This is a genomic window from Paenibacillus sonchi (assembly GCF_016772475.1).
GTDB classification, from domain to species: domain Bacteria; phylum Bacillota; class Bacilli; order Paenibacillales; family Paenibacillaceae; genus Paenibacillus_AQ; species Paenibacillus_AQ sonchi.
In genome coordinates this window covers 363,393-387,898 of record NZ_CP068595.1, presented here as the reverse complement: position 1 = coordinate 387,898, position 24,506 = coordinate 363,393, and the positions used below count along the sequence as shown (strand labels likewise).

At 47.7% G+C, this 24,506-nt stretch carries 13 protein-coding genes, 7 tRNA genes and 3 rRNA genes; 22 read left to right on the top strand and 1 reads right to left on the bottom strand.

Annotated elements, in window-relative coordinates:
- The first annotated feature begins 210 nt into the window (after window positions 1–210).
- From JI735_RS01775 to ltrA, 20 genes are all read left to right on the top strand, one after another.
- A complete protein-coding gene (locus tag JI735_RS01775; protein WP_020429271.1) occupies window positions 211–648 on the top strand; it encodes an ACT domain-containing protein in 438 nt (145 codons plus the stop codon).
- Window positions 649–790: 142 nt separating this feature from the next.
- Window positions 791–2,077: a homoserine dehydrogenase gene (locus JI735_RS01770; RefSeq protein ID WP_039834195.1), complete on the top strand. Its 1,287-nt coding sequence runs from the start codon at window positions 791–793 to the stop codon at window positions 2,075–2,077.
- A gap of 56 nt (window positions 2,078–2,133) precedes the next feature.
- Window positions 2,134–3,114, top strand: a complete 981-nt coding sequence (gene thrB, locus JI735_RS01765; RefSeq protein ID WP_039834196.1) for a homoserine kinase — start codon at window positions 2,134–2,136, stop codon at window positions 3,112–3,114.
- Window positions 3,111–3,998, top strand: a complete 888-nt coding sequence (gene pheA / locus JI735_RS01760) for a prephenate dehydratase (protein WP_039834197.1) — start codon at window positions 3,111–3,113, stop codon at window positions 3,996–3,998. The genes thrB and pheA overlap by 4 nt, the downstream gene beginning before the upstream one ends.
- A gap of 4 nt (window positions 3,999–4,002) precedes the next feature.
- Window positions 4,003–4,884, top strand: coding sequence for a branched-chain-amino-acid transaminase (ilvE, locus tag JI735_RS01755; protein WP_020429264.1), 882 nt, complete (start codon window positions 4,003–4,005; stop codon window positions 4,882–4,884).
- 357 nt (window positions 4,885–5,241) lie between these two features.
- Entirely contained in the window at window positions 5,242–6,969 is a 1,728-nt protein-coding gene (locus JI735_RS01750) for a LysM peptidoglycan-binding domain-containing protein (RefSeq protein ID WP_202676971.1), read from the top strand.
- A gap of 499 nt (window positions 6,970–7,468) precedes the next feature.
- Window positions 7,469–9,027, top strand: a 16S ribosomal RNA gene (locus JI735_RS01745).
- A 371-nt stretch (window positions 9,028–9,398) separates the two neighbouring features.
- Window positions 9,399–12,325, top strand: a 23S ribosomal RNA gene (locus tag JI735_RS01740).
- A 78-nt stretch (window positions 12,326–12,403) separates the two neighbouring features.
- Window positions 12,404–12,520, top strand: a 5S ribosomal RNA gene (rrf, locus tag JI735_RS01735).
- Together the 16S, 23S and 5S rRNA genes form the textbook arrangement of a ribosomal RNA operon.
- 431 nt (window positions 12,521–12,951) lie before the next feature.
- Window positions 12,952–13,551, top strand: a complete 600-nt coding sequence (locus JI735_RS01730; protein ID WP_039833135.1) for an AAA family ATPase — start codon at window positions 12,952–12,954, stop codon at window positions 13,549–13,551.
- A gap of 93 nt (window positions 13,552–13,644) precedes the next feature.
- Window positions 13,645–13,719 (top strand) — tRNA-Glu (locus JI735_RS01725).
- A gap of 189 nt (window positions 13,720–13,908) precedes the next feature.
- Window positions 13,909–13,984 (top strand) — tRNA-Val (locus JI735_RS01720).
- Window positions 13,985–14,013: 29 nt separating this feature from the next.
- A tRNA-Met gene (locus JI735_RS01715) sits at window positions 14,014–14,087 on the top strand.
- Between the two features lie 76 nt (window positions 14,088–14,163).
- Window positions 14,164–14,241, top strand: a tRNA-Asp gene (locus tag JI735_RS01710).
- A gap of 73 nt (window positions 14,242–14,314) precedes the next feature.
- Window positions 14,315–14,389 (top strand) — tRNA-Gly (locus tag JI735_RS01705).
- A 6-nt stretch (window positions 14,390–14,395) separates the two neighbouring features.
- Window positions 14,396–14,472: transfer RNA gene (locus JI735_RS01700), tRNA-Arg, on the top strand.
- A 23-nt stretch (window positions 14,473–14,495) separates the two neighbouring features.
- Window positions 14,496–14,574, top strand: a tRNA-Leu gene (locus tag JI735_RS01695).
- A 1,322-nt stretch (window positions 14,575–15,896) separates the two neighbouring features.
- On the top strand, window positions 15,897–17,855 hold the full coding sequence (locus JI735_RS01690) for a carbohydrate-binding protein (RefSeq protein ID WP_202676970.1): 1,959 nt from the start codon (window positions 15,897–15,899) through the stop codon (window positions 17,853–17,855).
- Between the two features lie 628 nt (window positions 17,856–18,483).
- Window positions 18,484–18,918: an IS200/IS605 family transposase gene (tnpA, locus tag JI735_RS01685; RefSeq protein ID WP_202677603.1), complete on the top strand. Its 435-nt coding sequence runs from the start codon at window positions 18,484–18,486 to the stop codon at window positions 18,916–18,918.
- 687 nt (window positions 18,919–19,605) lie between these two features.
- Window positions 19,606–20,724 (top strand): group II intron reverse transcriptase/maturase, encoded by a 1,119-nt coding sequence (gene ltrA / locus JI735_RS01680; protein WP_167330816.1) that lies wholly within the window; start codon window positions 19,606–19,608, stop codon window positions 20,722–20,724.
- A gap of 188 nt (window positions 20,725–20,912) precedes the next feature.
- Here the strand turns inward: ltrA and JI735_RS01675 are convergent, their stop codons facing one another.
- On the bottom strand, window positions 20,913–21,890 hold the full coding sequence (locus JI735_RS01675) for an NAD(P)-dependent oxidoreductase (RefSeq protein WP_233476206.1): 978 nt from the start codon (window positions 21,888–21,890) through the stop codon (window positions 20,913–20,915).
- A gap of 61 nt (window positions 21,891–21,951) precedes the next feature.
- On the opposite strand from JI735_RS01675, the gene JI735_RS01670 reads away from it, so the two are divergent.
- Both JI735_RS01670 and JI735_RS01665 read left to right on the top strand, forming a co-directional pair.
- The gene (locus tag JI735_RS01670) at window positions 21,952–22,926 is read left to right on the top strand and encodes a LysR family transcriptional regulator (protein ID WP_233476205.1); all 975 of its coding nucleotides are present in this window, start codon (window positions 21,952–21,954) and stop codon (window positions 22,924–22,926) included.
- A gap of 172 nt (window positions 22,927–23,098) precedes the next feature.
- Window positions 23,099–24,346 (top strand): HipA domain-containing protein, encoded by a 1,248-nt coding sequence (locus tag JI735_RS01665; protein ID WP_039835917.1) that lies wholly within the window; start codon window positions 23,099–23,101, stop codon window positions 24,344–24,346.
- Window positions 24,347–24,506 lie beyond the last annotated feature (160 nt).

The following is a 24,506-nucleotide window of genomic DNA, read 5'->3' as shown; positions in this document are numbered from 1 at the left end:
GTGTATTAAAGGAATTGCCCCCGGATATTCGGGGGTTTTGCTGCATCTATACATAGCGTTATCTATTCAGCTTGCAGCATGAGGAACGGATGTAAACGGGCTGAGATACGGCTTTGGCGGCTTTTAAATGAAAAGTTATTGCAAAATACAGCGGTCATCCCGTATAATGTCCACTATCTAAACACAAAAGTCTTTGGGGTGAGGACGTTCGTGAAAGAACGCTATTATTTGGTCCGTGAGGACATATTGCCTGACGCTGTGCTAAAGACCATGCAGGTCAAACAGCTGCTTGAGGCAGGTGATGCCAAGACGGTACATGAGGGTGTAGAACAGGTTGGGCTTAGCCGCAGTGCATTTTATAAATATAAGGATGGCATTCATTTAATCCATCAGCTGGAACGGGAGCGTATTGTCACGATCTCCATTGATCTGGAGCATGAATCGGGTATGCTGTCCAAGGTGTTGGGGTCAGTTGCTGTCCATGGTGCCAATGTGCTGACGATTCACCAGAGTATTCCCTTGCAGGGGCGGGCCAATGTGGTTATCTCTGTGGAAATTTCGCATTTGAACGAAGAATTAGGCGACATGCTGGACAGCCTGAAGGCGATACCCGGAGTGAAGCGGGCTTTGATTATCGGGCAGGGGTAATGCCGTTTCATGAAACTCAGGTGTATACTTTCAAAGTCATTTCAGTAGTGTGCTCACAAAACTTAAGTTTATGCTTTCGATGTAGTTTTGTTCGAAGCAAATTCAGGAAAGTCATGCTCACAAAACTTTTAGGAGGATTCAAATGAAGCCGGTCAAAGTGGGGTTGCTGGGTCTGGGTACAGTGGGTACGGGTGTAGTCCGTATCGTGGAAGGGAATCAGGAGGATCTGAGCAGCCAGGTGGGCTCCCCGATTCTCATTGAACGCATTGCCGTTAAGAATACTGAGAAACCCCGGGATATCGAAGTGGATGCGGCTGCTATCACCGATGATCCCTGGGACGTTATCCGCGACCCGGAGATTGACGTCATCGTGGAAGTGATGGGGGGAATCGCGGGAACGAAGGAATACATTCTGGAGGCGCTGGAACGCGGCAAGCATATCGTGACGGCCAACAAGGACCTGATGGCTCTTCATGGCTCGGAGATTCTTGCGAAGGCGCAGGAGAAGCAATGCGATGTGTTTTATGAGGCCAGTGTGGCAGGAGGCATTCCGATTATCCGCACGCTTATCGAAGGCTTTTCCTCTGATAAAATCGTGAAGATCATGGGCATCGTAAACGGGACCACCAATTACATACTGAGCAAAATGAGCCAGGAAGGCGCATCCTATCATGATGTGCTGAAGGAAGCACAAGAACTCGGATATGCTGAATCGGACCCGACCTCCGACGTCGAAGGCCTGGATGCTGCACGCAAAATGGCTATTCTCGGCACACTTGGCTTCCGGACCAACGTGGAGCTGAGTGATGTCAGTGTCAGCGGCATTTCCGGAGTGAGCAAGGAGGATATCGCTTTTGCCAAAAGGCTGGGGTACGAAATGAAGCTGCTGGGCATTGCCGAGAGTCATGAGGATGAATTCAGCATCAGCGTGCAGCCGACAATGATCCGGACCGGTCACCCGATCGCTTCCGTCAACGGTGTGTATAATGCGGTATATGTATACGGTCAGGCTGTTGGAGAAACGATGTTTTACGGTGCAGGAGCAGGCGCTATGCCTACAGCTACATCCATTGTAGCGGATCTGGTCGCCGTTATTAAGAACCTGAAGCTGGGCGTTAACGGGCTGAAGCAGATTGTGCCTTACAAACAGAAGAAGCTCAAGAGTGACGAAGACATCTTTTATAAGAATTTTCTGCTGCTGCATGTAGATGATAAGGCCGGTGTACTGGCCAAAATTACGCAGGTATTCGCGGAGTATGATGTCAGTCTTGATTCGGTGGTGCAGCAAGCCAATCCGAGTAATCCGGATGCGGAGATTATTATTGTGACGCACAATGCCAGCAAGGCGAGTATGAATAAAGTAATGCGGCATCTGGAGCAGCTTAAAGTCATTCACCGGATTAAGAGCCACTATCGGGTAGAAGGCTAAACCTTGAATTCGTGCTGACAGCTAGACGCAAAAATAATGAAGGAGATTTACCAGCTATGAGTATGTACGGAAGGTCTAGAGTTAAAGTACCCGCCAGCACTGCTAATCTGGGGCCGGGATTTGATACGCTGGGCATGGCGCTTTCACTATATGCCTGGATTGAAATGGAGGAATCTGCAGAGACCGAATTTCATCTTTACGGAGACGAAATGGCAGGTGTGGCCAAGGATAAAAGCAATTTGCTTTATCAGGTAGCACAAATGGTTTTTTCGGAAGCCGGGGTAGTCGTTCCGGAGCTTTCCATCACCATGTACTCGGATATTCCGCTTACCCGCGGACTGGGCAGCAGCGCTTCAGCGATTGTCGGCGGAATGGCGGCGGCCAATGCCATGATTGGTTCCCCCTTGAGTAACGCCAAACTGTTCGATATGGCCACAGCCCTGGAAAAGCATCCGGATAATGTGGGCGCCTCGCTCTTTGGCGGCATCATCACAGCCGTGTGGGACGGTGAGCATGCGGATTACATCCGGATTGAGCCTCCCGAGGAGCTTGAGATTCTTGTAGTCATACCTGAATTCGAGCTGTCGACCACCAAAGCGCGCGGGGTGCTTCCATCTCAGATCACGGTGGGGGATGCTGTTCATAATATCAGCCGGACCTCGCTGTTAACGGCTGCCCTGGCGGCAGGCCGGCTCGATCTGATCGGCCGCGCCATGCAGGACCGCTTGCATCAGCCTTACCGGGCACCATTAGTGCCCGGGATGGAGAAGCTGCTGGCCGAGGCGGCAGGGCATGGTGCACTGGGCATTGCGCTGAGCGGTGCCGGGCCGACGCTGCTGTGCATGGTTGACCGGCAGGAGAGCCGCAAGCCGGAGCTGGAGCTTTTTCTGAAGCAAACGATGGAGGAGCATGGTATCCCTGCGCGGACCTGCTGGCTGCCGCCTAGTTCATCCGGTGTGGCCGTAGAACAGATTGAAACAAACCAGATGCAAAACAGATCATTTTTGGATATGATAAAAGGAGAAAAACAGTTATGAAATCAATAGCAGTGTTGCCGCAGGGCTCGGTGTCGCATGAAGCGCTGCTGCATTTATTCGGTGATGAGCCTGTAAATATTGAGCATCATAAGCTAATCTCCAATGTATTTCTGGCTACGGCCAATGGAGCGACGGACTTCAGCGTGATTCCGATTGAGAATACTATTGAAGGTTCGGTAAGTCTGCATATTGACTGGCTCATCAATGAAGTGAACCTGCCTATGCAGGCGGAGTGGATTTTCCCTTCTATACAGAATCTTATCAGTAATCCCAAGGAATTTGTGGACGCTGAGGGCCATAAGGATTACAGTAAAGTGGTCAAAATCCTTTCTCATCCCGTTGCCATGGCGCAATGCCTGCAATTTATCCGTAATCACGCTCCCTGGGCCGAACTGGAGTCCGTCGGAAGCACATCCGAAGCCGTGGAGATTGTTTCGAACAATCCCGGCAAAGGCTGGGCGGCGATCGGCACAGCTCTTGGTGCGGCTACGCATGGGCTTGAGGTTGTAGAACGGCAGGTGACAGACCATAATAACAATTACACGCGGTTTGTGCTTGTTGGACATCAGAAGCTGGAGCTTCCCCGGAAGAGCAGCGGTGACAAGACTAGCATCCTGGTGACCCTGCCGGAAGATTTTCCCGGAGCGCTCCATCAGGTGCTGGCTGCATTTGCTTGGCGGCGGCTGAATTTATCACGTATAGAGTCACGGCCGACCAAGAAGAAATTAGGTACTTATTATTTTTATATTGATGTGATGGAACCGATCGAATCGGTCCTGCTGCCTGCGGCGATTGAAGAGATCAAAGCCTTGGGCTGCCAGGTGCGGATTCTGGGCTCGTATCCCACATACACCTATGAGGAAGAGAAAGCGGAGGTGCAGTAAATTCATGGCTGAGCAATGGATCTATCTGGATGGACAACACGTAACGAAGGAAAATGCAAAGGTATCCGTGTTTGATCACGGATTTCTATACGGAGACGGTATATTCGAAGGCATCCGTATCTACAACGGCAATATTTTTAAATGCAAGGAGCATCTGGACAGACTCTATGATTCAGCCAAGTCCATTATGCTGGATATCCCGCTGACTTATGACGAAATGCTGGAAGCTATGGCTGAAACGATACGTCTCAATGATATGCGCAATGGATATATCCGCCTGATCGTTTCCCGCGGCCCCGGCAATCTGGGTCTGGACCCCCGCCGCTGTCCCAAAGCCAGTGTCATCATTATTGTTGAACAGCTGGCCATTTATCCGGAGCAGGCCTATCTGAACGGACTTCGTGCAGTTTCCGTCTCCCAGCGCCGCAATATTCCGGATGCGCTCAACCCTAAGATCAAATCGCTGAACTATCTCAACAACATCCTCGTCAAAATTCAGTCCAATCTGGCGGAAGCCGACGAAGCGATCATGATGAATGCCCAGGGGTATGTAACCGAGGGTTCAGGAGATAATATTTTTATTGTCAAAAGAGGCATAGTCTACACGCCGCCGTGCTACCTGGGCGCACTGGAAGGTATTACCCGTCTGGCAATCATCGAGCTATGCGGCAAGCTGGGACTGACTCTGAAAGAAGAGCCGTTTACTATGCATGACGTGTATATTGCAGATGAAGTTTTCTTCACCGGCACAGCTGCCGAAGTGATTGCGGCACGGGAAATCGACGGCCGCGTTATCGGCGCAGGGCATGCAGGCCCTATTACGCTGCAGCTGCTTGAAGAGTTCCGCAATGTTGTTGATAAGGACGGCTATAAAGTTTGGGAATGATCCTGGACTACAGTACAAGCTCAGGTTTACAAGCACAAATCCTTTCATGCTATGCATGAGAGGATTTTTTTGTTTGAGGGATGTCAATCGCCCATAGCCTGCATAAGATGTAGTAACGAAGGAGGCGGCTGTACCGCATATCAAGATGCTGGAAGCAGAATAACCTGAGGAAGGCTTTCGGCACCGGAGTTTGCAGCATAGCTGTACAGGATGCATGGCTTCAGGGAATTTAAGCCTATGCTTCTACACAATTTTAGTACAACGCCGTTTACAAAAGTATAAGCCTACACAACTGGCGTATGCTTTCGAAGCAAGCTTTGATGCTCACTAACAAAACTTTTAGGAGGTTATTGCTGCGTGAAAATACACATGGTCAAATCAGGCGATACGCTGTATGCCTTATCGCAAAAGTACGGGGTGCCGCTGCAAAAAATCATCGAGGCTAACCCGCAGATCAGCAATCCTGATGTGCTTGCCGTTGGGGATAAGGTGAAAATCCCTGCGGCTACGGTACCCGTTCCGGAGAATAATGAGGTCTATTACAAACATACTGTCAAGCAAGGCGATACCTTGTGGAAGCTGTCCAAAGCATGGGGAATTAAACTGAAGGATATGATTGATGCCAATACACATTTGAAGAATCCCAATGCCCTCTTGGTTGGTGAAATTGTCAATATCCCCAAAAAGGGAGATCCTGTTGCTGTTGAGCCCCAGTCCGCAGCCAATGCTATCATTGACAAAACAAAGCTGGGTGCTAAAGATTATACCGGCGTCAAAGAGCAGCCGCCTGCTGAGGTATCACCCGTCACAACGAATCTGCCGGCGCCTGCTCCAAACAAAGAGCCTGAAGTAGCTCCTATAATTAACAAAGTACCGGAAGTATCACCTGTCGTGAACAAAGTACCGGAAGTATCACCTGTCGTGAACAAAGTACCGGAAGTGTCACCTGTCGTGAACAAAGCACCGGAAGTGTCACCTGCCGTGAACAAAGTACCGGAAGTGTCGCCTATCGTGAACAAAGCACCGGAAGTATCACCTGTCGTGAACAAAGTACCGGAAGTGTTGCCTGTCGTGAACAAAGCACCAGAGGTACTGCCTGTCGCGAACAAAGCTCCAGAGGTGTTACCTGCCGCGAGCAAGGCACCGGAAGTGTTGCCAGTTCATGAAATGATTCATGAATCCCAGAGTTTGTTTGTGCAAATTTCAGTTCCGGCTCAGGAAGCGATGACCTATGAGATGCCTCCCCAGGGAAAATCCAAATCAGGGGTCGAGCCAGCTTACTTTCAGGAAAATAAGCCGTCGTCCTGCGACGATTCATTTGGCTACCCGGGCTTAAGCACAAATCCATATTTCATGGATTCTCCAACGGCATATCCGTACTATGAACCTATGGCTGTAATGGGAATGAACTCGGCCCCGGACTTTGTCCAGCCGGCAAGCTATATGCAGGATTGTCCTTCCCCATATGGCCTGTATTCGGCAACGGAGTTCCCGGGAGCCTGGTACCCGAACACAGCGCCGATCTATGAGAACATCAGTCCTGTCAGTGAAAATTTATCATATGTTATGCCTCAGTACAGCGAACCGTCCATGAATCTGCCATGGCCATCATGCGGTTGTGGTGCAGAGATGCCGGTACAATCAGTTCAACCGTATTCCTATGAGCAGCCCATGTTTAACAATTATCCCGGTTATATGCAGCCGATGCCAGGAATGAGCTCTCCATACGGAATAGATATGAGTCCGCAGGCGTATTCAGTAGCGCCAAGTACATTCGCAGCACCTATGGTCTCTAGTATTCCGGCGTATCCGGTGTACCCGGGAATGGAGAACCATGCGCATAACAGGGTGCCTGAAATTCAGGAGCCTGAATTTTTTCAGCAGGAGACAACTCCAGTAGCAGTGGCAGAACGTTCTGAACCTGCGGTGATCAGTAAAGACAGTACCAAACCGTCTGCAGCAAAAGTTAAGACATCAGGTCTGCCCGCCAACGCCAGCAGCAAAAGTTCTGCGAAACAGCGCACCAGCCAGAATGCCCGTAAAAACAAAACGAAAAAAAGCAAAAATCCATGGATTTCGAACTAAATTATTTATAAGCTAGGCTCATCAAGCATGCAGCACTGCATTAGCACAATGCAGTGCTGCATGCTTCTTGTGATTATTGGTGGGTAAATGGTCATGCATAGTGAAACTTAAGAGGGCATATGGCCCAGTTGATAATTGGTAATATTTGAGGTTGTATTTAGCGGAAGATACGTGTTATATTATAAATCCAGTCGCAAACGTTATATAAAAGTTTGTGGATGGGAATCATGGATATTTGATTAATAAGCTAACTTCTTTTGAAAAAAAAGTTGCAATTGATCGATAAACATGGTATATTATAAGAGTTGCTGGTGACGAGATAATCATCACCAACAACGAGTTTGATCTTTGAAAACTGAACAACGAGTGAGTAGGATTTCACGGAAGTGAGATCCAAAACAGATGAGTTTCACAGCGTGTTTCACGCTTTAGAAATTTCATCGAGAGAATGCAAATTCTCGTCAGATGTTTCAAAATGAGCTATCGCTCTTTTCAATACTTTTTGGAGAGTTTGATCCTGGCTCAGGACGAACGCTGGCGGCGTGCCTAATACATGCAAGTCGAGCGGAGTTATGAAGGAGCTTGCTCCTGATTAACTTAGCGGCGGACGGGTGAGTAACACGTAGGCAACCTACCCTCTAGACTGGGATAACTACCGGAAACGGTAGCTAATACCGGATAATTCCTTAACCCTCCTGGGTTTGGGATGAAAGGCGGAGTAATCTGCTGCTAGAGGATGGGCCTGCGGCGCATTAGCTAGTTGGTGGGGTAACGGCCTACCAAGGCGACGATGCGTAGCCGACCTGAGAGGGTGAACGGCCACACTGGGACTGAGACACGGCCCAGACTCCTACGGGAGGCAGCAGTAGGGAATCTTCCGCAATGGGCGAAAGCCTGACGGAGCAACGCCGCGTGAGTGATGAAGGTTTTCGGATCGTAAAGCTCTGTTGCCAGGGAAGAACGTCCGGTAGAGTAACTGCTATCGGAGTGACGGTACCTGAGAAGAAAGCCCCGGCTAACTACGTGCCAGCAGCCGCGGTAATACGTAGGGGGCAAGCGTTGTCCGGAATTATTGGGCGTAAAGCGCGCGCAGGCGGCTGCTTAAGTCTGGTGTTTAAACCTTGGGCTCAACCTGGGGTCGCACTGGAAACTGGGCAGCTTGAGTACAGAAGAGGAAAGTGGAATTCCACGTGTAGCGGTGAAATGCGTAGAGATGTGGAGGAACACCAGTGGCGAAGGCGACTTTCTGGGCTGTAACTGACGCTGAGGCGCGAAAGCGTGGGGAGCAAACAGGATTAGATACCCTGGTAGTCCACGCCGTAAACGATGAGTGCTAGGTGTTAGGGGTTTCGATACTCTTGGTGCCGAAGTTAACACAGTAAGCACTCCGCCTGGGGAGTACGGTCGCAAGACTGAAACTCAAAGGAATTGACGGGGACCCGCACAAGCAGTGGAGTATGTGGTTTAATTCGAAGCAACGCGAAGAACCTTACCAGGTCTTGACATCCAACTAACGAAGCAGAGATGCATTAGGTGCCCTTCGGGGAAAGTTGAGACAGGTGGTGCATGGTTGTCGTCAGCTCGTGTCGTGAGATGTTGGGTTAAGTCCCGCAACGAGCGCAACCCTTGACTTTAGTTGCCAGCAGGTAAGGCTGGGCACTCTAGAGTGACTGCCGGTGACAAACCGGAGGAAGGTGGGGATGACGTCAAATCATCATGCCCCTTATGACCTGGGCTACACACGTACTACAATGGCCGGTACAACGGGAAGCGAAGCCGCGAGGTGGAGCCAATCCCAGCAAAGCCGGTCTCAGTTCGGATTGCAGGCTGCAACTCGCCTGCATGAAGTCGGAATTGCTAGTAATCGCGGATCAGCATGCCGCGGTGAATACGTTCCCGGGTCTTGTACACACCGCCCGTCACACCACGAGAGTTTACAACACCCGAAGTCGGTGGGGTAACCCGCAAGGGGGCCAGCCGCCGAAGGTGGGGTAGATGATTGGGGTGAAGTCGTAACAAGGTAGCCGTATCGGAAGGTGCGGCTGGATCACCTCCTTTCTATGGAGAATCGTCACCTGCGATGGTGACATTCAAATCGGAAGCTTAGCTTCCAAAACTCAGGTTTAGGCCTGTTACTCACTCGTTGCTCAGTTTTGAGAGTTTAAGCTCTCAAAGGACATATTGGTTTCCAGAACTTGCTTGTAGCCAAGCAGCTTGGAAACATGATATGATCTTCTTCCGGGGTTCAATCCGGAATCACTTGATCCTTGAAAACTGGATACCGAAACGAAAATGCGTTTTAGAACATCTTTTAGCTGAAACTTGTGTGAACAAGTTGAAATAGTTATTAGTGACCGATATTTTCCTGACGGAAGTAAAGAGCTTTGAATTCATTCAATGTTCGATATTTCTCCTACGGAGAAAATCGTGGTTAAGCTAATAAGAGCACACGGAGGATGCCTAGGCGCCAGGAGCCGACGAAGGACGTGGCGAACAACGAAACTGCCTCGGGGAGCTGTAAGCAAGCTTTGATCCGGGGGTGTCCGAATGGGGAAACCCGGCTGTGGTAATTCGCAGTCACTCACATCTGAATACATAGGGTGTGAAGAGGCAGACCAGGGGAACTGAAACATCTAAGTACCCTGAGGAAGAGAAAACAATAGTGATTCCGTCAGTAGCGGCGAGCGAACGCGGAACAGCCTAAACCAAGGAGCTTGCTCCTTGGGGTTGTGGGACGTCTCACATGGAGTTACAAAGGAATATGGTAGGCGAAGAGGTCTGGAAAGGCCCGCGATAGAGGTAAAAGCCCTGTAGCCTAAACCCTGTTCCCTCCGAGACGGATCCCGAGTAGTGCGGGGCACGTGAAACCCCGTATGAATCCGGCAGGACCATCTGCTAAGGCTAAATACTACCTGGCGACCGATAGTGAAACAGTACCGTGAGGGAAAGGTGAAAAGCACCCCGGAAGGGGAGTGAAATAGAACCTGAAACCGTGTGCTTACAAAAAGTCAGAGCCCATTGTAGGGGTGATGGCGTGCCTTTTGTAGAATGAACCGGCGAGTTACGTTTAACATGCAAGGTTAAGGTGAGAAGCCGGAGCCGCAGCGAAAGCGAGTCTGAATAGGGCGATTAAGTATGTGGACGTAGACCCGAAACCGTGTGATCTACCCCTGTCCAGGGTGAAGGTGCGGTAACACGCACTGGAGGCCCGAACCCACGTACGTTGAAAAGTGCGGGGATGAGGTGGGGGTAGCGGAGAAATTCCAATCGAACTCGGAGATAGCTGGTTCTCCCCGAAATAGCTTTAGGGCTAGCCTCGGTGAATGGAGTCGTGGAGGTAGAGCACTGATTGGGTGCGGGGCCCGCAAGGGTTACCAAGCTCAGTCAAACTCCGAATGCCATGGACTTCTTGCCGGGAGTCAGACAGTGAGTGCTAAGATCCATTGTCAAAAGGGAAACAGCCCAGACCATCAGCTAAGGTCCCCAAGTGTGTGTTAAGTGGGAAAGGATGTGGAGTTGCACAGACAACCAGGATGTTGGCTTAGAAGCAGCCACCATTGAAAGAGTGCGTAATAGCTCACTGGTCGAGTGACTCTGCGCCGAAAATGTAACGGGGCTAAACACACCACCGAAGCTATGGCTTGATGCTTGCATCAGGGGTAGGGGAGCGTTGTGTAAGGGTTGAAGGTTGACCGGAAGGACAGCTGGACATTACACAAGTGAGAATGCCGGTATGAGTAACGAAAAGATCAGTGAGAATCTGATCCGCCGAAAGCCCAAGGTTTCCTGAGGAAGGCTCGTCCGCTCAGGGTAAGTCGGGACCTAAGGCGAGGCCGACAGGCGTAGTCGAAGGACAACAGTTTGAAATTACTGTACCACCGTAATCCGCTATGAGCGATGGGGTGACGCAGGAGGGTAGTGACGCGGACTGATGGATGTCCGTCCAAGCAGTGAGGCTGGTGTGTAGGCAAATCCGCACACCATAAGGCTGGGCTGTGATGGGGAGCGAAAATTACAGTAGCGAAGGTCATGATCTCACACTGCCAAGAAAAGCCTCTAGCCAGGAGAAGGTGCCCGTACCGCAAACCGACACAGGTAGGCGAGAAGAGAATTCTAAGGCGCGCGGAAGAACTCTCGTTAAGGAACTCGGCAAAATGACCCCGTAACTTCGGGAGAAGGGGTGCCTCGGTAGGGTGAATAGCCCGAGGGGGCCGCAGTGAAAAGGCCCAAGCGACTGTTTAGCAAAAACACAGGTCTGTGCGAAGCCGCAAGGCGAAGTATACGGGCTGACGCCTGCCCGGTGCTGGAAGGTTAAGGGGAGCGGTTAGGAGGCAACTCCGAAGCTGTGAACCGAAGCCCCAGTAAACGGCGGCCGTAACTATAACGGTCCTAAGGTAGCGAAATTCCTTGTCAGGTAAATTCTGACCCGCACGAATGGCGTAACGACTTGGGCGCTGTCTCAACGAGAGATTCGGTGAAATTTTAATACCTGTGAAGATGCAGGTTACCCGCGACAAGACGGAAAGACCCCATGGAGCTTTACTGCAGCTTGATATTGAATTTGGGTACGATCTGTACAGGATAGGTGGGAGCCGTAGAAGCCGGAGCGCAAGCTTCGGTGGAGGCGCCGTTGGGATACCACCCTGATCGTATCTAGGTTCTAACCTGGTACCCTGAGCGGGTACGGGGACCGTGTCAGGCGGGCAGTTTGACTGGGGCGGTCGCCTCCTAAAGAGTAACGGAGGCGTTCAAAGGTTCCCTCAGAATGGTTGGAAATCATTCGAAGAGTGCAAAGGCAGAAGGGAGCTTGACTGCGAGACCTACAAGTCGAGCAGGGACGAAAGTCGGACTTAGTGATCCGGTGGTACCGCATGGAAGGGCCATCGCTCAACGGATAAAAGCTACCCTGGGGATAACAGGCTTATCTCCCCCAAGAGTCCACATCGACGGGGAGGTTTGGCACCTCGATGTCGGCTCATCGCATCCTGGGGCTGAAGTAGGTCCCAAGGGTTGGGCTGTTCGCCCATTAAAGCGGTACGCGAGCTGGGTTCAGAACGTCGTGAGACAGTTCGGTCCCTATCTGTCGTGGGCGTAGGAAATTTGAGAGGAGCTGTCCTTAGTACGAGAGGACCGGGATGGACGTACCGCTGGTGCACCAGTTGTTCCGCCAGGAGCATGGCTGGGTAGCTACGTACGGACGGGATAAGCGCTGAAAGCATCTAAGCGTGAAGCCCCCCTCAAGATGAGATTTCCCAGTATGTAAGACCCCTTGAAGACGACGAGGTAGATAGGTTGGAGGTGGAAGCACGGCAACGTGTGGAGCTGACCAATACTAATCGGTCGAGGGCTTATCCAATAAACTAACACGCCATTTTCGTTTCGGATTCAGTTTTCAGGAATCAAATTCCTGAAGCATTTACGCTGTAAATGCCCGTTTGGTGGCGATAGCGGAGGGGTTCCACGCGTACCCATCCCGAACACGACCGTTAAGCCCTCCAGCGCCGATGGTACTTGGACCGAAGGGTCCTGGGAGAGTAGGACGCCGCCAAGCACATGAAGCCATTGTTGAGTAATCGACAGTGGCTTTTTTTGTTTTGTGAAAAATCATGATATTCTATAAAAAAGTGGAATTTGCCTGGTGTGATGGAAATCGTCAGATGAGAGATCCTTTTCTAACTGGTGCTTGCTCAACTGCTTCCTTGCAAGCGCTAGTTGGAAAAAGGGAACCTATTTCTCTGAAAAATCAATAATCGTGAGAAATAATTGGAGAAAGGAAACTTAATTGGGAAATATTACTATTTGAGAGGCGAAATGAGCTGAATTAGTTGACCTTTTTCCACTTGGAGCCGCCTAGGGGTTCATGGAGGGACCTCCAGCAACTCAACTGAAACCCCAAGCAGCTACGTTGACCAGGAGGACGGGGAGTTATTTTGTTTTTTAGAATAGAGAGTAAGTAGAAGGATAATCTTCGGAGGCGATGCCATGATTCTTTGGATAAATGGAGCTTTTGGTTCGGGAAAAACTCAAACGGCTTTTGAGCTAAATCGCAGAATCCCGCATTCCTTTGTGTTCGACCCGGAAAATGCCGGCTACTACATACAGAAGAACATACCTTCAAGGCTGAAGAAAAATGATTTTCAAAATTACTCTCAGTGGCGTGAATTTAATTATTCCATGTTACGATATATTGCCTCCGAATTTGAGGGGATCATTATTGTGCCAATGACGATTGTCGAGCCTGATTACTTTAGGGAGATCGTTGGACGACTGAGAGAGGACGGGATCAAGGTGCATCATTACACCTTGTGTGTATCGCGGGATCGGCTCCTGTCCCGGCTGAGAAGCCGTGGAGAAGGAAAACACTCATGGGCTGCCAATCAGATCGACAGATGCCTTAAAGGGCATCAGCATCCTATATTTGCCGAGCACCTGGTTACAGATAATATGAGTATTGAGCAGGTGGCAGAAGCCATAGCCGCCAAACTTCAGATTTCGCTGCTGCCCGCTGCACCAGGGAGGATGATAAGATTTATTCAACGCTTAAAAGTGAAATATCAGCACATTCGTTTGTTTGACAGATGAAGCAGATCTCCCAACTTTTCTTAAGAAACTATTGCTATATACCTCTTTGTTTGATATAATATTTTTTGTTGTCAAATGTTAGTTCTGCATTATGGCCCGTTGGTCAAGGGGTTAAGACACCTCCCTTTCACGGAGGTAACATGGGTTCGAATCCCATACGGGTCACCAATTACATCTTAGAATTCTGGGATGAGAATCCATAGGGTTCGTTGAAGCTTAGGCTTCGTAAGGAATACTTTGCAATCTCGAAACGGAGTGGAGAGTATCCCATACGGGTCATTATTTTATTCAACACACATTTTCACGACTTGCTTTTTTCAACTAACTGTGCTATGATCATTAAGTTGCTTCTTTCATGGAGGCTTAGCTCAGCTGGGAGAGCATCTGCCTTACAAGCAGAGGGTCGGGGGTTCGAACCCCTCAGCCTCCACCATGAGGCTCCAATTGAATATTTTTTACTGACGCGGGGTGGAGCAGCCCGGTAGCTCGTCGGGCTCATAACCCGAAGGCCGCAGGTTCAAATCCTGCCCCCGCAATTTAACCCCAAAAAGTGAAGATATGCTTTGTAGTGTATTCCGATTACTTTCCGGGGACCCTAGTAGTGCTTAATTTGGAACCGTGGTGTAGTTGGCCTAACATGCCTGCCTGTCACGCAGGAGATCGCGGGTTCGAATCCCGTCGGTTCCGCCATCAAAATTTACTTCAGGGATGAGAATCCATCATAGTATTACAGCATAAGCATCAACTGCTATACATACCGTGTGCGGACGTGGCTCAGCGGTAGAGCATCGCCTTGCCAAGGCGAGGGTCGCGGGTTCGATTCCCGTCGTCCGCTCCATAATTTGCGCCCTTAGCTCAGCTGGATAGAGCGTTTGACTACGAATCAAAAGGTCGGGAGTTCGAATCTCTCAGGGCGCGCCATTTTTATTCTAACATCAAATTTTGCCGGCGTGGCGGAATGGCAGACGCGCTCGACTCAAAATCGAGTGGGAAACCGTGGAGGTTCGAGTCCTCTCGCCGGTATCATTTTTACTAAGAACAGTTCATTAGATGAAAAATCTAATGGGCTGTTTTTATTTTAATCACTTCATTCATTCGGTTTGCGGAAGTGACTTTATGGGCATATGAGTTTACGTACGGTTTACCGCTTCGTGACAGTATAACAGAATTCCAATCTGGGCGCGGCAGCATATCCATACCTATATCCGCTGCCGGAGGAACACCCTAAAAATGTCGTTGGGAATTTTACTCCCACGCGGTTTCCTGCGCCAAATGACATTTTTGCTATTCTTGCCTTTACAATACTCCCAAATCTTTATTCAATGAAAAAACAAAGGGAGGCCATAGTTATCACTCCTGATAAGTAATGATGTCATTGCAAAGGACTATATCTTCATATGGTATTTGTTTACGAAAATATATTCAACTGATAGAATAAAACCACAGAAAATCAAAGTGCATCTACTGCTGCCAAAGCTGGATGTAATGGGGAGTTTGGGGGCCGAGGGTTTACCTCCGGCTTCCTTCAGATTCCACCTCGCGACGGACACCCTTGCCTTCAGCTAACAGTTCCTACTGCCAAGCCTGTAGCGGACTTTCACCGCCTAGTTATCGCCCATGCCGGGCACACTATAAAAAGTCCGCAGAATTGTATGATGTACATTCCTACGGACTTTTCGTGTAATACCGGCGAGAGGACTCGAACCTCCACGGTTTCCCGCTCGATTTTGAGTCTCTTTGAAATGTCGGAGACCTAGACGTTACTTAACGTTTATCGTGTATAAGCGAGATAAGGGAAAGTATAACTCCTAACAAAAATAGTACCCCGCTCGCTGTAAAAAAACACTTAGATTGAAATACTCAGAAGAAAATAATATATGCCAAAATCGACTCCCACTCCACTGATGGACTTCAAGCACAAGTGGAACCGCACATACAATTTGAACAAGCATACTTGCCATTCCTAAAACGGAAAAGGAAAGCCCCACAATCATTTTTCTCATATTCAAATACCAATTCTAACAACAAGATGATCTATGATGATGTGTCACTTGATTATGTTGACCCAGAATTAATATGGACAACTAATCCAAACTCTGTACAAAAATCTATTACAGCGGATGGATTAATTACACCACAAGCAACATATGTTAGTAGTGTATATGAATTTTTATATGCTTCGTTAGAAACTTTGCTGATGCAGAAAAGGTTAGTATTAATCTGCCACTTCCGAAGCTGAGCAGGGATATATTGACTTTATGAAAAGAGTAATAGAGCATCACTGGTGAAATCATTATTCACTGATGACAGAGTATTTTCTAAAAATATAAAAGAGGTGTTTATTTATGCTAAAAAAGTTAAAATTATTAAGTTTAATTGTTTGTATGCTCGCCAGTCTTTTAGCTGTCGTTCCTTTGACAGCAAGAGCGGCGGGTACAATTGTAACCTATCCATTACCGTCGAGCTATACCACGACCAGTCAATACACGGTAACAGCAGACTCTACAAATATACCGGTAATCGACACTTCGGAAGTATTTGTAAACTATAATTATTGTAATTTCTCTTTTTCAGGTACTACTACAATCACAATAACAGCAAGCGAGACAATCAATACCTATAATATTTCTCCCAAAGCTTTGGGAATCACTGCAACAAAGAGCGGAAATACACTTACCTTTACACTTTCATCACCAACCTATCTTATAGTTAAAATCAATAACCTGAAAGATCTGGTTATTGCATCAGATGCTCTTGAAACCAATGTACCGGCTTCATCCGGTACAGGTATATACAATGTTAAAACTCAATACGGTGCCGACAGTACCGGTGCCGCTATGGCTACAACTGCAATACAAAACGCCATAAATGCGGCTAACGCAGCAGGTGGCGGTATAGTATACGTTCCAGCCGGAGTTTACAAGAGCGGAAACCTTGTTTTAAAAAGCAATGTTTCGGTTTATCTGGAGGGTGGTTCTGTTATAAGGGGTTCAGGAAATCCAAGCGATTACACTACCCATTTCCATAAGAATTCTCTGAATAAGGATGGAACATGGTTTATTTATACCGAAACAAATGCAAACAATATTAAGATATACGGCAGGGGGACTATTGACGGCAATGGCCATTATATGAGAAATACAAACAATTATTTGAACAATATTCTTGTACCCTTGCAGTGCAGCAACTTCACGGTTGACGGCATAACCATAAGAGACAGCGGTGGCTGGGCTACAATCGTTACAAGATCTAATAACGTAACATTCCAGAATACAAAGCACTTCAACAACAATGAACTTGATTATGAAAATGATGCAATAGACGTTCAAGAGAGCCAGAATGTACTCATAAAGCACACTGTAGCAGTATCGGAGGATGACACCTACTCATTTAAGACATGGGATGTAGCAACTACGGATATAGCTGCAAACTGGCCTGGAAGTCCTGAAAACCAGTCAAATGTAGTTGTGGATGATGCTTTGGCTTGGAGCAGATGTGGAGCATTCAAGGTTGGAGATGGAGTGAAACAGCTTCAGGATGGCATAGTTGTTAAAAACTCTTATGTATACCGGTGCTGGCGTGCTTTAGCAGTAGGTCATCTTTATGGAACTCCAGCAGCACAAAACATCATATTTGACAATATAGATGTAGAAGGCTTCTGGCCAAGATCCGGTGTTCACTCCAGATGGTTTGATCTTTCTGCAAAAACCGGTCCGATAAAAAATGTGGTCTATAATAATATCAATTTACGCGCTTTAGGTGAAGTTTCAATAATGAAGGGTTGGAGTGATACATCTACTGTCTCCGGAGTTACATTAAACAATGTTCGCGTCGGTGGAGTTCCGGCAACTACATTGGCAGAATTGAAAATAACAGATACGAACAGCTATGCTGCAGCTCCCAAATTCAACACATTGAAATTTGAAGCGGAAGGCTATAACCTTAGTTCAGGTGTTATATCCTATGAGGCAAGCACTGATGGTGGGCTGGATGTTGGTGGAGGAAGTAATGGCGACTATATAGCATTTAAAAATGTAGACTTTGGTAGTACAGCTAAAACAAGTATTGATTTGAAGGTTGCATCCGCTAACTCCGGCGGAAGGATCGAATTCCACTTGGACAGTCCTACAGGCACTATGCTGGGTTATTGGACGGCAGAAAGCACAGGCGGATGGCAGACATGGTCAGTCAAGAATATCCCGCTTAATGCCGGGACAGCTGTAGGAACCCATACTGTATATGTTACTTTTGTTAAATCAGATTCAACCACAGTTGCAAATTTAACTTGGTTCCAGTTCAAATAGAATGGAAACTGTTTGATTTAATTGCAATAAGATGGATAAAGGGGTATATCAAATGATATGCCTCTTCATTCAGCTAAAGTTTTTTTCTACGACTGACCAATTAACACACAATATCTACTGGAGCGGGCCGGTCTGTTGTTGTTCTTTCTGAGTTCTTCCTGAGTTCTTCCCAAGTTCTCTCCAACGTCCAAAAATGGCTTCATTTTGACCTGATGCCGGGAACCCTTACGGGGCTTGGGCAAAACCCAAAAAACCGCGAAAAACCTTGATTCTACAAGGATTTTCGCGGTTTTTAAATTCCTCTTCTTGGACTTAACTTCTGCTATCTTCTTAATAACAGTCGCGGCTCAAAATCGAGTGGGAAACCGTGGAGGTTCGAGTCCTCTCGCCGGTATCAAACAAAAGGCTCATGACATTGTACAAAATACAATGTATGAGCCTTTTTTATTAGTGGCTTTAGCCAGTTGAGTACGCGAAGCGTGCGAAACAAAAAACCACCTGCTATGCGGGTGGTGTAGTGATGCTTATAGCAAAAAACCGCCTGATGCGATCGTTATAATAGGAGTGTTCAAGCTACTATGTCTAACGAAAGGAGAAGGTGGTTTTTGTGGCACAAGCCAGAGAAGGCATGGCACAACCCAAGTGGATGTGCAAGTACCCTATCGTATTCACCCCAAAGTATAGACGAAAGGTGATCTACAATCAATACAAAGAAAGTATCCGAGATATCCTAAAGCAACTCTGTGGCTACAAAGGAGTAGAGATTATCGAAGGACACCTCATGCCCGATCATATTCATATGTTGGTGAGTATTCCACCGAAAATGAGCGTCTCGAGTTTTATGGGATATCTGAAAGGGAAAAGTGCGCTCATGATCTTCGATAAGCATGCAAACTTGAAGTATAAGTACGGGAATCGCCATTTTTGGGCAGAAGGGTACTATGTAAGCACGGTAGGTCTCAATGAAGCAACGATTAAAAAGTATATCCAGGAGCAGGAAAGTCACGATATTGCACTGGATAAGCTGAGTGTGAAAGAGTATGAAAACCCCTTTAAGGGGTAGCTGGTAGTCCAAGCACCCCTTCAGGGGTAGGCAAAAGAGGCAAAGGCATAGTGGCTTGAACGAAGTGAAAGCCAGCGCCTTTAGACGCTAGCCGGCACCAGAGGCTTATAGCCTCAGAGCAAACCACCCGTTGGACGGGTGGTTATGATTGTTGCGTGCCCAGCTAAGCACGGATCGTCTAGCCGGTGAAAGTCCGGTCGTGGGAGGGGCCAAGCCCCCACGTAGCTAGGATTCTTGCGCATGGTGAAAGCCGTACGTAAAAGCGAATCGACAAAAGTACCTGTCAGAGATAGGGCGAGCAAACTGCCAGGCCGTAACATGAAGTGAATCCTGCCGCGTTGTCAAAAAGGCCTTGCAAGAGGGAAGAGAGGAAGCCGAGCCTCGAGCAATTGGGTGAAGGCCAAGGAAGCTGTCAAGAACTTGGAGCAACAGGGAAGAATCCTCCAGCGTAAAGGGATCGGCATGGTAGTAAAGAGGATGCAGTGATACTTACGAGACCCTCCCCCACACGGAAATTTTTTTTTTAGGAATCCGTAAAGAGGCGCTCTATAAGTCCAAAAGACGAAATGAACCGCCTGTGGGAAGGGAGTCCGAGGGGCTCATAGTACCAAAGAATCTAAGGACAACATAACCTTAGGGATGGAAGGGGCCCTGCTTTGTTTATGCATTTGGAGGAGGAAAGAGTGAGTGAATGCCAACCGGCTAACGACACCCAAGGAAAAAGTTCAAGAACTCCAAGAAAAGCTAGGTCATGCGGCCAAGGAGAACAAGAAGCGTAAATTTCATGCGCTGTATGACAAGGTCTACTGCCCGGATGTGCTGTGTGAAGCATGGAGACGAGTGAAGGCAAATAAGGGAGCGGCAGGAGTAGATGCGGTGACGCTGGCAGACATCGAGGAACGAGGAGAAACGAACTTCCTTAAGACCTGTGAGCGAGAATTGAAAGAAGGCAGCTACCATCCGCAGCCCGTGCGGCGGCACTATATCCCAAAGAAAGACGGGAAGCCAAGGCAAATGGGCATACCCACCGTGCGCGATCGAGTCATACAAATGGCAACGAAACTTATCATTGAACCCATCTTTGAAGCGGATTTTGAGGACGTATCCTTCGGATTTCGCCCGAAGCGAAGTGCAAAACAAGCATTGGAACGAATCCGGAAAGCCTGCAACCGTAAAGGAAATTGGGTAGTCGACGTCGATATCCAAGGCTACTTCGACAACATTAATCAAGAGAAGCTCATGAAGCTGGTACAGATGCGTATCAATGACAGGAGAATCTTGAAGTTAATACGGAAATGGCTTCAGGCGGGGGTTATGGAAGAAGGAAACGTGAGGCGTTCCGATTTAGGGACACCACAAGGTGGCGTCATCTCACCGCTACTCGCGAATATCTATCTGAACTACTTTGACCGGCTATGGGAAAAACACGGAAGTGGAGTGGGAGAACTGACCAGGTATGCAGACGATTTTGTAGTGGTCTGTAAAACCAAAAAGGACGCCGAACATGCGTATGAACTTATCCGCAGAATCATGGAACGTCTGGAACTCACGCTACACCCAACCAAAACCCGCATTGTCGGTCTATGGACAGGAGACGAAGGATTCGACTTCTTAGGAATGCACCACCGAAAAACGAAAGCAGAAACGTCTCAAGGGAAGGTATACTATACCACGCAGCAGTGGCTAACGAAGAAGGCAGAGGAACGTATTCGAGGCGTGGTCAAAGAAAGACTAGCCTCTCCGAGCATGCGCTCAAGAACGTTCGCGGAACAGGTGGAATGGCTCAATCCAAAGATTCAAGGATAGAGAAATTATTACTACACGAATTACAGCCAAAAGAGATTAGCTAAGTTGGATTGGTATATTCTGCAGAGATTAACCAGGTGGTCACGTACGGTTTGATGAGGAGGGGCTGGTTTGAATCCAATCCCTTTACTCTAGTGACTTCATCGTATGGAGCGTTCTGCGCGTCATGCCATTTTATTGCACCAAAACTATAATAGCTGATTGAGCTTGCTTTCAGGCTCTTCACCATTCTCTATACGTTTTATATTATTTATAAAGAAATCATATCTTTTTTTATGAAATTTTCGGCCATCAGGCATTCCTGCTGTATGGGGAGTAAGTATCACATTACCCAGATTCCGGAGCTCACTGTCAATAGGAAGCGGTTCAGATTCAAACACATCCAGGCATGCGCCTGAAATATCCCCGTTTTTTAATGCATCAATCAAGTCTCTTTCGTTGACAATCCCGCCGCGGGCTGTATTGATAAAAAGAGTGGTATTTTTCATTTTTTTGAATGCTGCTTTGTTGATCAGCTGTTTGGTTTGCTCATTCAAGGGTACATGTACACTGACTATATCCGATGTGCTTAGAAGAGTATCGAAATCCGTCATTTTTACAATACCGTCAGATTGTACGGCGGCCTTTCTTGCATAAGCCTGCACATTCATATCAAAAACCCTGCAAAACGCAGCTACTTTTTTTCCGATAGCGCCAAAACCGATAATCCCAATCGTTTTGCCCTTTAATTCACTCCCTGTATAGTCCAATTGGCTTTCATCCATCTTGTTTTTCATGAAAGTATCAAGAAACGGTATGTTTTTATAATAAGACAATATCAGTGCCATTACGTGCTCGGCCACTGCCTGCGCATTCACTCCTGCAGCATTGGCCACCCAAATGCCGAGCTGTGTACAGGCAGGGACATCTACATTATCAAATCCTGCACCCGTCTGTACCAACTTTAATTTTTTCGCGATAGAAAGCAGGCTGTGATCCACTTTAATATGTTCAGGGATGATTACCTGGCAATCTTCAATATGATGCAGCATTTCTTTTCCGGGCGGGACAACTACAACGTTCCAGTCTTGCGGAAAATACTTTGCAATATTTGATTTTGCGGTCTCGTTAAAATGGCCGACGATGAGAATCTTCATTGCTAAACCACCTTTCATAACCTTTACCATTCTAGCAGCAATCAGGACGAGGACTCTCCGTGAAAAAACATTTGACCCCTCGTCTTTATTAATGATAATTTTAAACATAAAGAATAATGTTGTAAAACTCAAATATTTTGTGAACTATATTAATTATTTCTATATATTAAGGAGATATTTTATGTATTTTCCTGGGATTGAAGCGTTTTTAGCTATCGTACGGACCGAGAGTATAAGCAAAGCGGCCGAATTGCTGCACCTGTCACAAGCTACGGTAAGCTATCGGTTAAAGACATTGGAGCAGGAAATGGGCGGCCTTTTGGTTGAGCGAAGAAAAGGGGCACCCAAAATCAGTCTGACCCCAAAAGGGGAAAACTTTTTTAGCATTGCGGAAAGATGGGATGCTCTCTGGAGGGAAACACAAATCTTACAGGCTAGCGGTTCGCAGTTAAGTCTGGCAATAAGCGCTGCCGAAAGTATAAGTCACTTTGTTTTGCCTCCTGTATATAGAATGCTTAATCAGTATTCCCCGTCAATCCGACTGCAAATTCGTACGCAACATACTCAGGAGGCTTTTGATAGTATTGAGCGGCGCGAGATGGATGTGGCGTTTGTAGTGCGGGAAATCGTGTCGCCTAGTGTCACTGTTAAACCGTTTTTTACTGAAGAAATAGTGCTGTTGCGCCTGGCTGTGCCGGGGCGGCAGGCTGGAGATACTGTGGAAATGGAAGAACTGGCGGCAGAGCACGAAGTCTTCATAAATTGGAATAGAGAGTTTCAATTCAGACATGACCAGTGGTGGGACCCTCTTTGCCCGTCCCGTGTTCATCTGGACACAGCGGGACTAATCACTACTTTTTTGAAGGACGCCAGACAATGGACGATCGTTCCCGCTTCGATTGGCGCACATATGATGCGGATGGGAGATTTTGTTCTTCAGAAACTATCGGTATCGGTGCCTCCAAGAACATGCTATAAGGTAACTCATAAGTTTCCAAACCAGGCTTTACACGAGCCCCTTCGTATTCTTGATAACTATCTGCAAAATGTATTTGGAATACAATGATCTGACCTGTCGAGATATTAGTTGCAATTGATTATGGGCCTGCAAACTGAAGCTTAAAAATGATTTACCTTGCCAGGAAATGGAGAATTTTGAAGTCTTCATGACGAAATTTTTGCAGGCTTGTTATAATAAAAGTAATGGAAGTAAGGAACCGAGAAATGGAGTGAACAGTATGGCGGATTCTTGGAATAAATCCTACACACTCATGCACAAGAATGAACCCGTGGCTGAGATTGAACTGGATGAAGCGACAGTCTCTATTTCAGCAATTGGACAAGTGTATGCGAAGCAGCATGTACCCGTTGGGATACCTGTTAAGAAAGGTAAAATAGACCGTGCGGGATTGAATGAATGGTGGAGAGGCCGTGCAATTCCGGCTAGCCGGGACGGGATTAAAGAAGCGCTGCTTGAACTGAACTTGTCTGCGACACAAAAACTGCTGGATAAAAGCTACGGACTCAGCTTGTCCGATCAATATTGGATTCGCCCGTCAGCCTCGGCGTTAAAGTGGAACACCATTAACTTTTTCGGCAATCCCTTTTCGGAGGATGTGGGGAATGTGTTGTTCGGGAAAGGCTCGTCAGATGCTGTGAGCCTGGTGTCACCGGACAATACCTCCGATGGCTGGCTGAAAAAGAAATGGGCCATTATTAATGGCAAACGTTGTTTGATCAAAGGGGGAAGCGGGGCCACCCAGCAAGAACCATACAATGAGGTAATTGCCAGCAAGATCATGGAACGGCTCGGAATTCCCCATGTCCCCTATACGCTGATGGAGCAAGAAGATTACCCATATAGTGTGTGTGAAAACTTCATTACCCCTCAGACAGAACTTATTACCGCCTGGTATGTGATGCACACCCAGCAAAAGCCGAATCATGTTTCGGTGTATCAGCATTACGTGAGCTGCTGTGAGGAGCTGGGCATTCCCGGCATTGTTAAGGCGCTTGACCAGATGATGGTAGTGGACTACCTGATTGCCAATGAGGATCGTCATCAGAACAATTTTGGTGTGATTCGCCATGCAGAGACGCTGAAGTGGATTGGGCCATCGCCGATTTATGATAGCGGATCATCGCTTTGGTTTTCCAAGCCGCTCGGCTTGATTCGTGCAGATGGTAAGCTGACCTGCAAGCCGTTCAAGCCGGATCATAGTGAGCAGATCAAGCTGGTGACCTCCTTCGATTGGCTGGACTTGTCTGCACTGGACGGCATTGAAGAAGAGGTGCAGGATATTTTCCGTGATTCGCTCTTTGTGGACGAAGCCCGCTCAAATGCTATTTGCCAGGCTCTGCGCGGGCGAATTGAGCGTTTGCTGGAGATTATTCATACTCGTGGACCACAGACATGGGTGGATGACCATAGTACCGATGTGAAAGAGAACATTGCGTACAGTGGTCTGCAGGAGGAAGAAGATTAGTGGGAAAGATAGATATATGGTGGATTTTCGCCCAAATCCTTGAAGAATGGGGTAAGCAAGCGTACTGAGTTCCGTTCCTTTGGAGCGGTTTTCTTTTTTCATAGGTTGTCCCGCATTATCCGGAGATTCAAGCTGGCAGGGTTGGTGTTCCGGGGGCTGA

Coding starts and splice junctions, on each gene's coding strand:
- JI735_RS01770 (WP_039834195.1), top strand. CDS start 791: ATGAAGCCGGTCAAAGTGGGGTTGCTGGGTCTGGGTACAGTGGGTACG.
- thrB (WP_039834196.1), top strand. CDS start 2,134: ATGAGTATGTACGGAAGGTCTAGAGTTAAAGTACCCGCCAGCACTGCT.
- pheA (WP_039834197.1), top strand. CDS start 3,111: ATGAAATCAATAGCAGTGTTGCCGCAGGGCTCGGTGTCGCATGAAGCG.
- ilvE (WP_020429264.1), top strand. CDS start 4,003: ATGGCTGAGCAATGGATCTATCTGGATGGACAACACGTAACGAAGGAA.
- JI735_RS01730 (WP_039833135.1), top strand. CDS start 12,952: ATGATTCTTTGGATAAATGGAGCTTTTGGTTCGGGAAAAACTCAAACG.
- JI735_RS01690 (WP_202676970.1), top strand. CDS start 15,897: ATGCTAAAAAAGTTAAAATTATTAAGTTTAATTGTTTGTATGCTCGCC.
- tnpA (WP_202677603.1), top strand. CDS start 18,484: ATGGCACAACCCAAGTGGATGTGCAAGTACCCTATCGTATTCACCCCA.
- JI735_RS01675 (WP_233476206.1), bottom strand. CDS start 21,890: ATGGTAAAGGTTATGAAAGGTGGTTTAGCAATGAAGATTCTCATCGTC.
- JI735_RS01670 (WP_233476205.1), top strand. CDS start 21,952: ATGATAATTTTAAACATAAAGAATAATGTTGTAAAACTCAAATATTTT.
- JI735_RS01665 (WP_039835917.1), top strand. CDS start 23,099: ATGGCGGATTCTTGGAATAAATCCTACACACTCATGCACAAGAATGAA.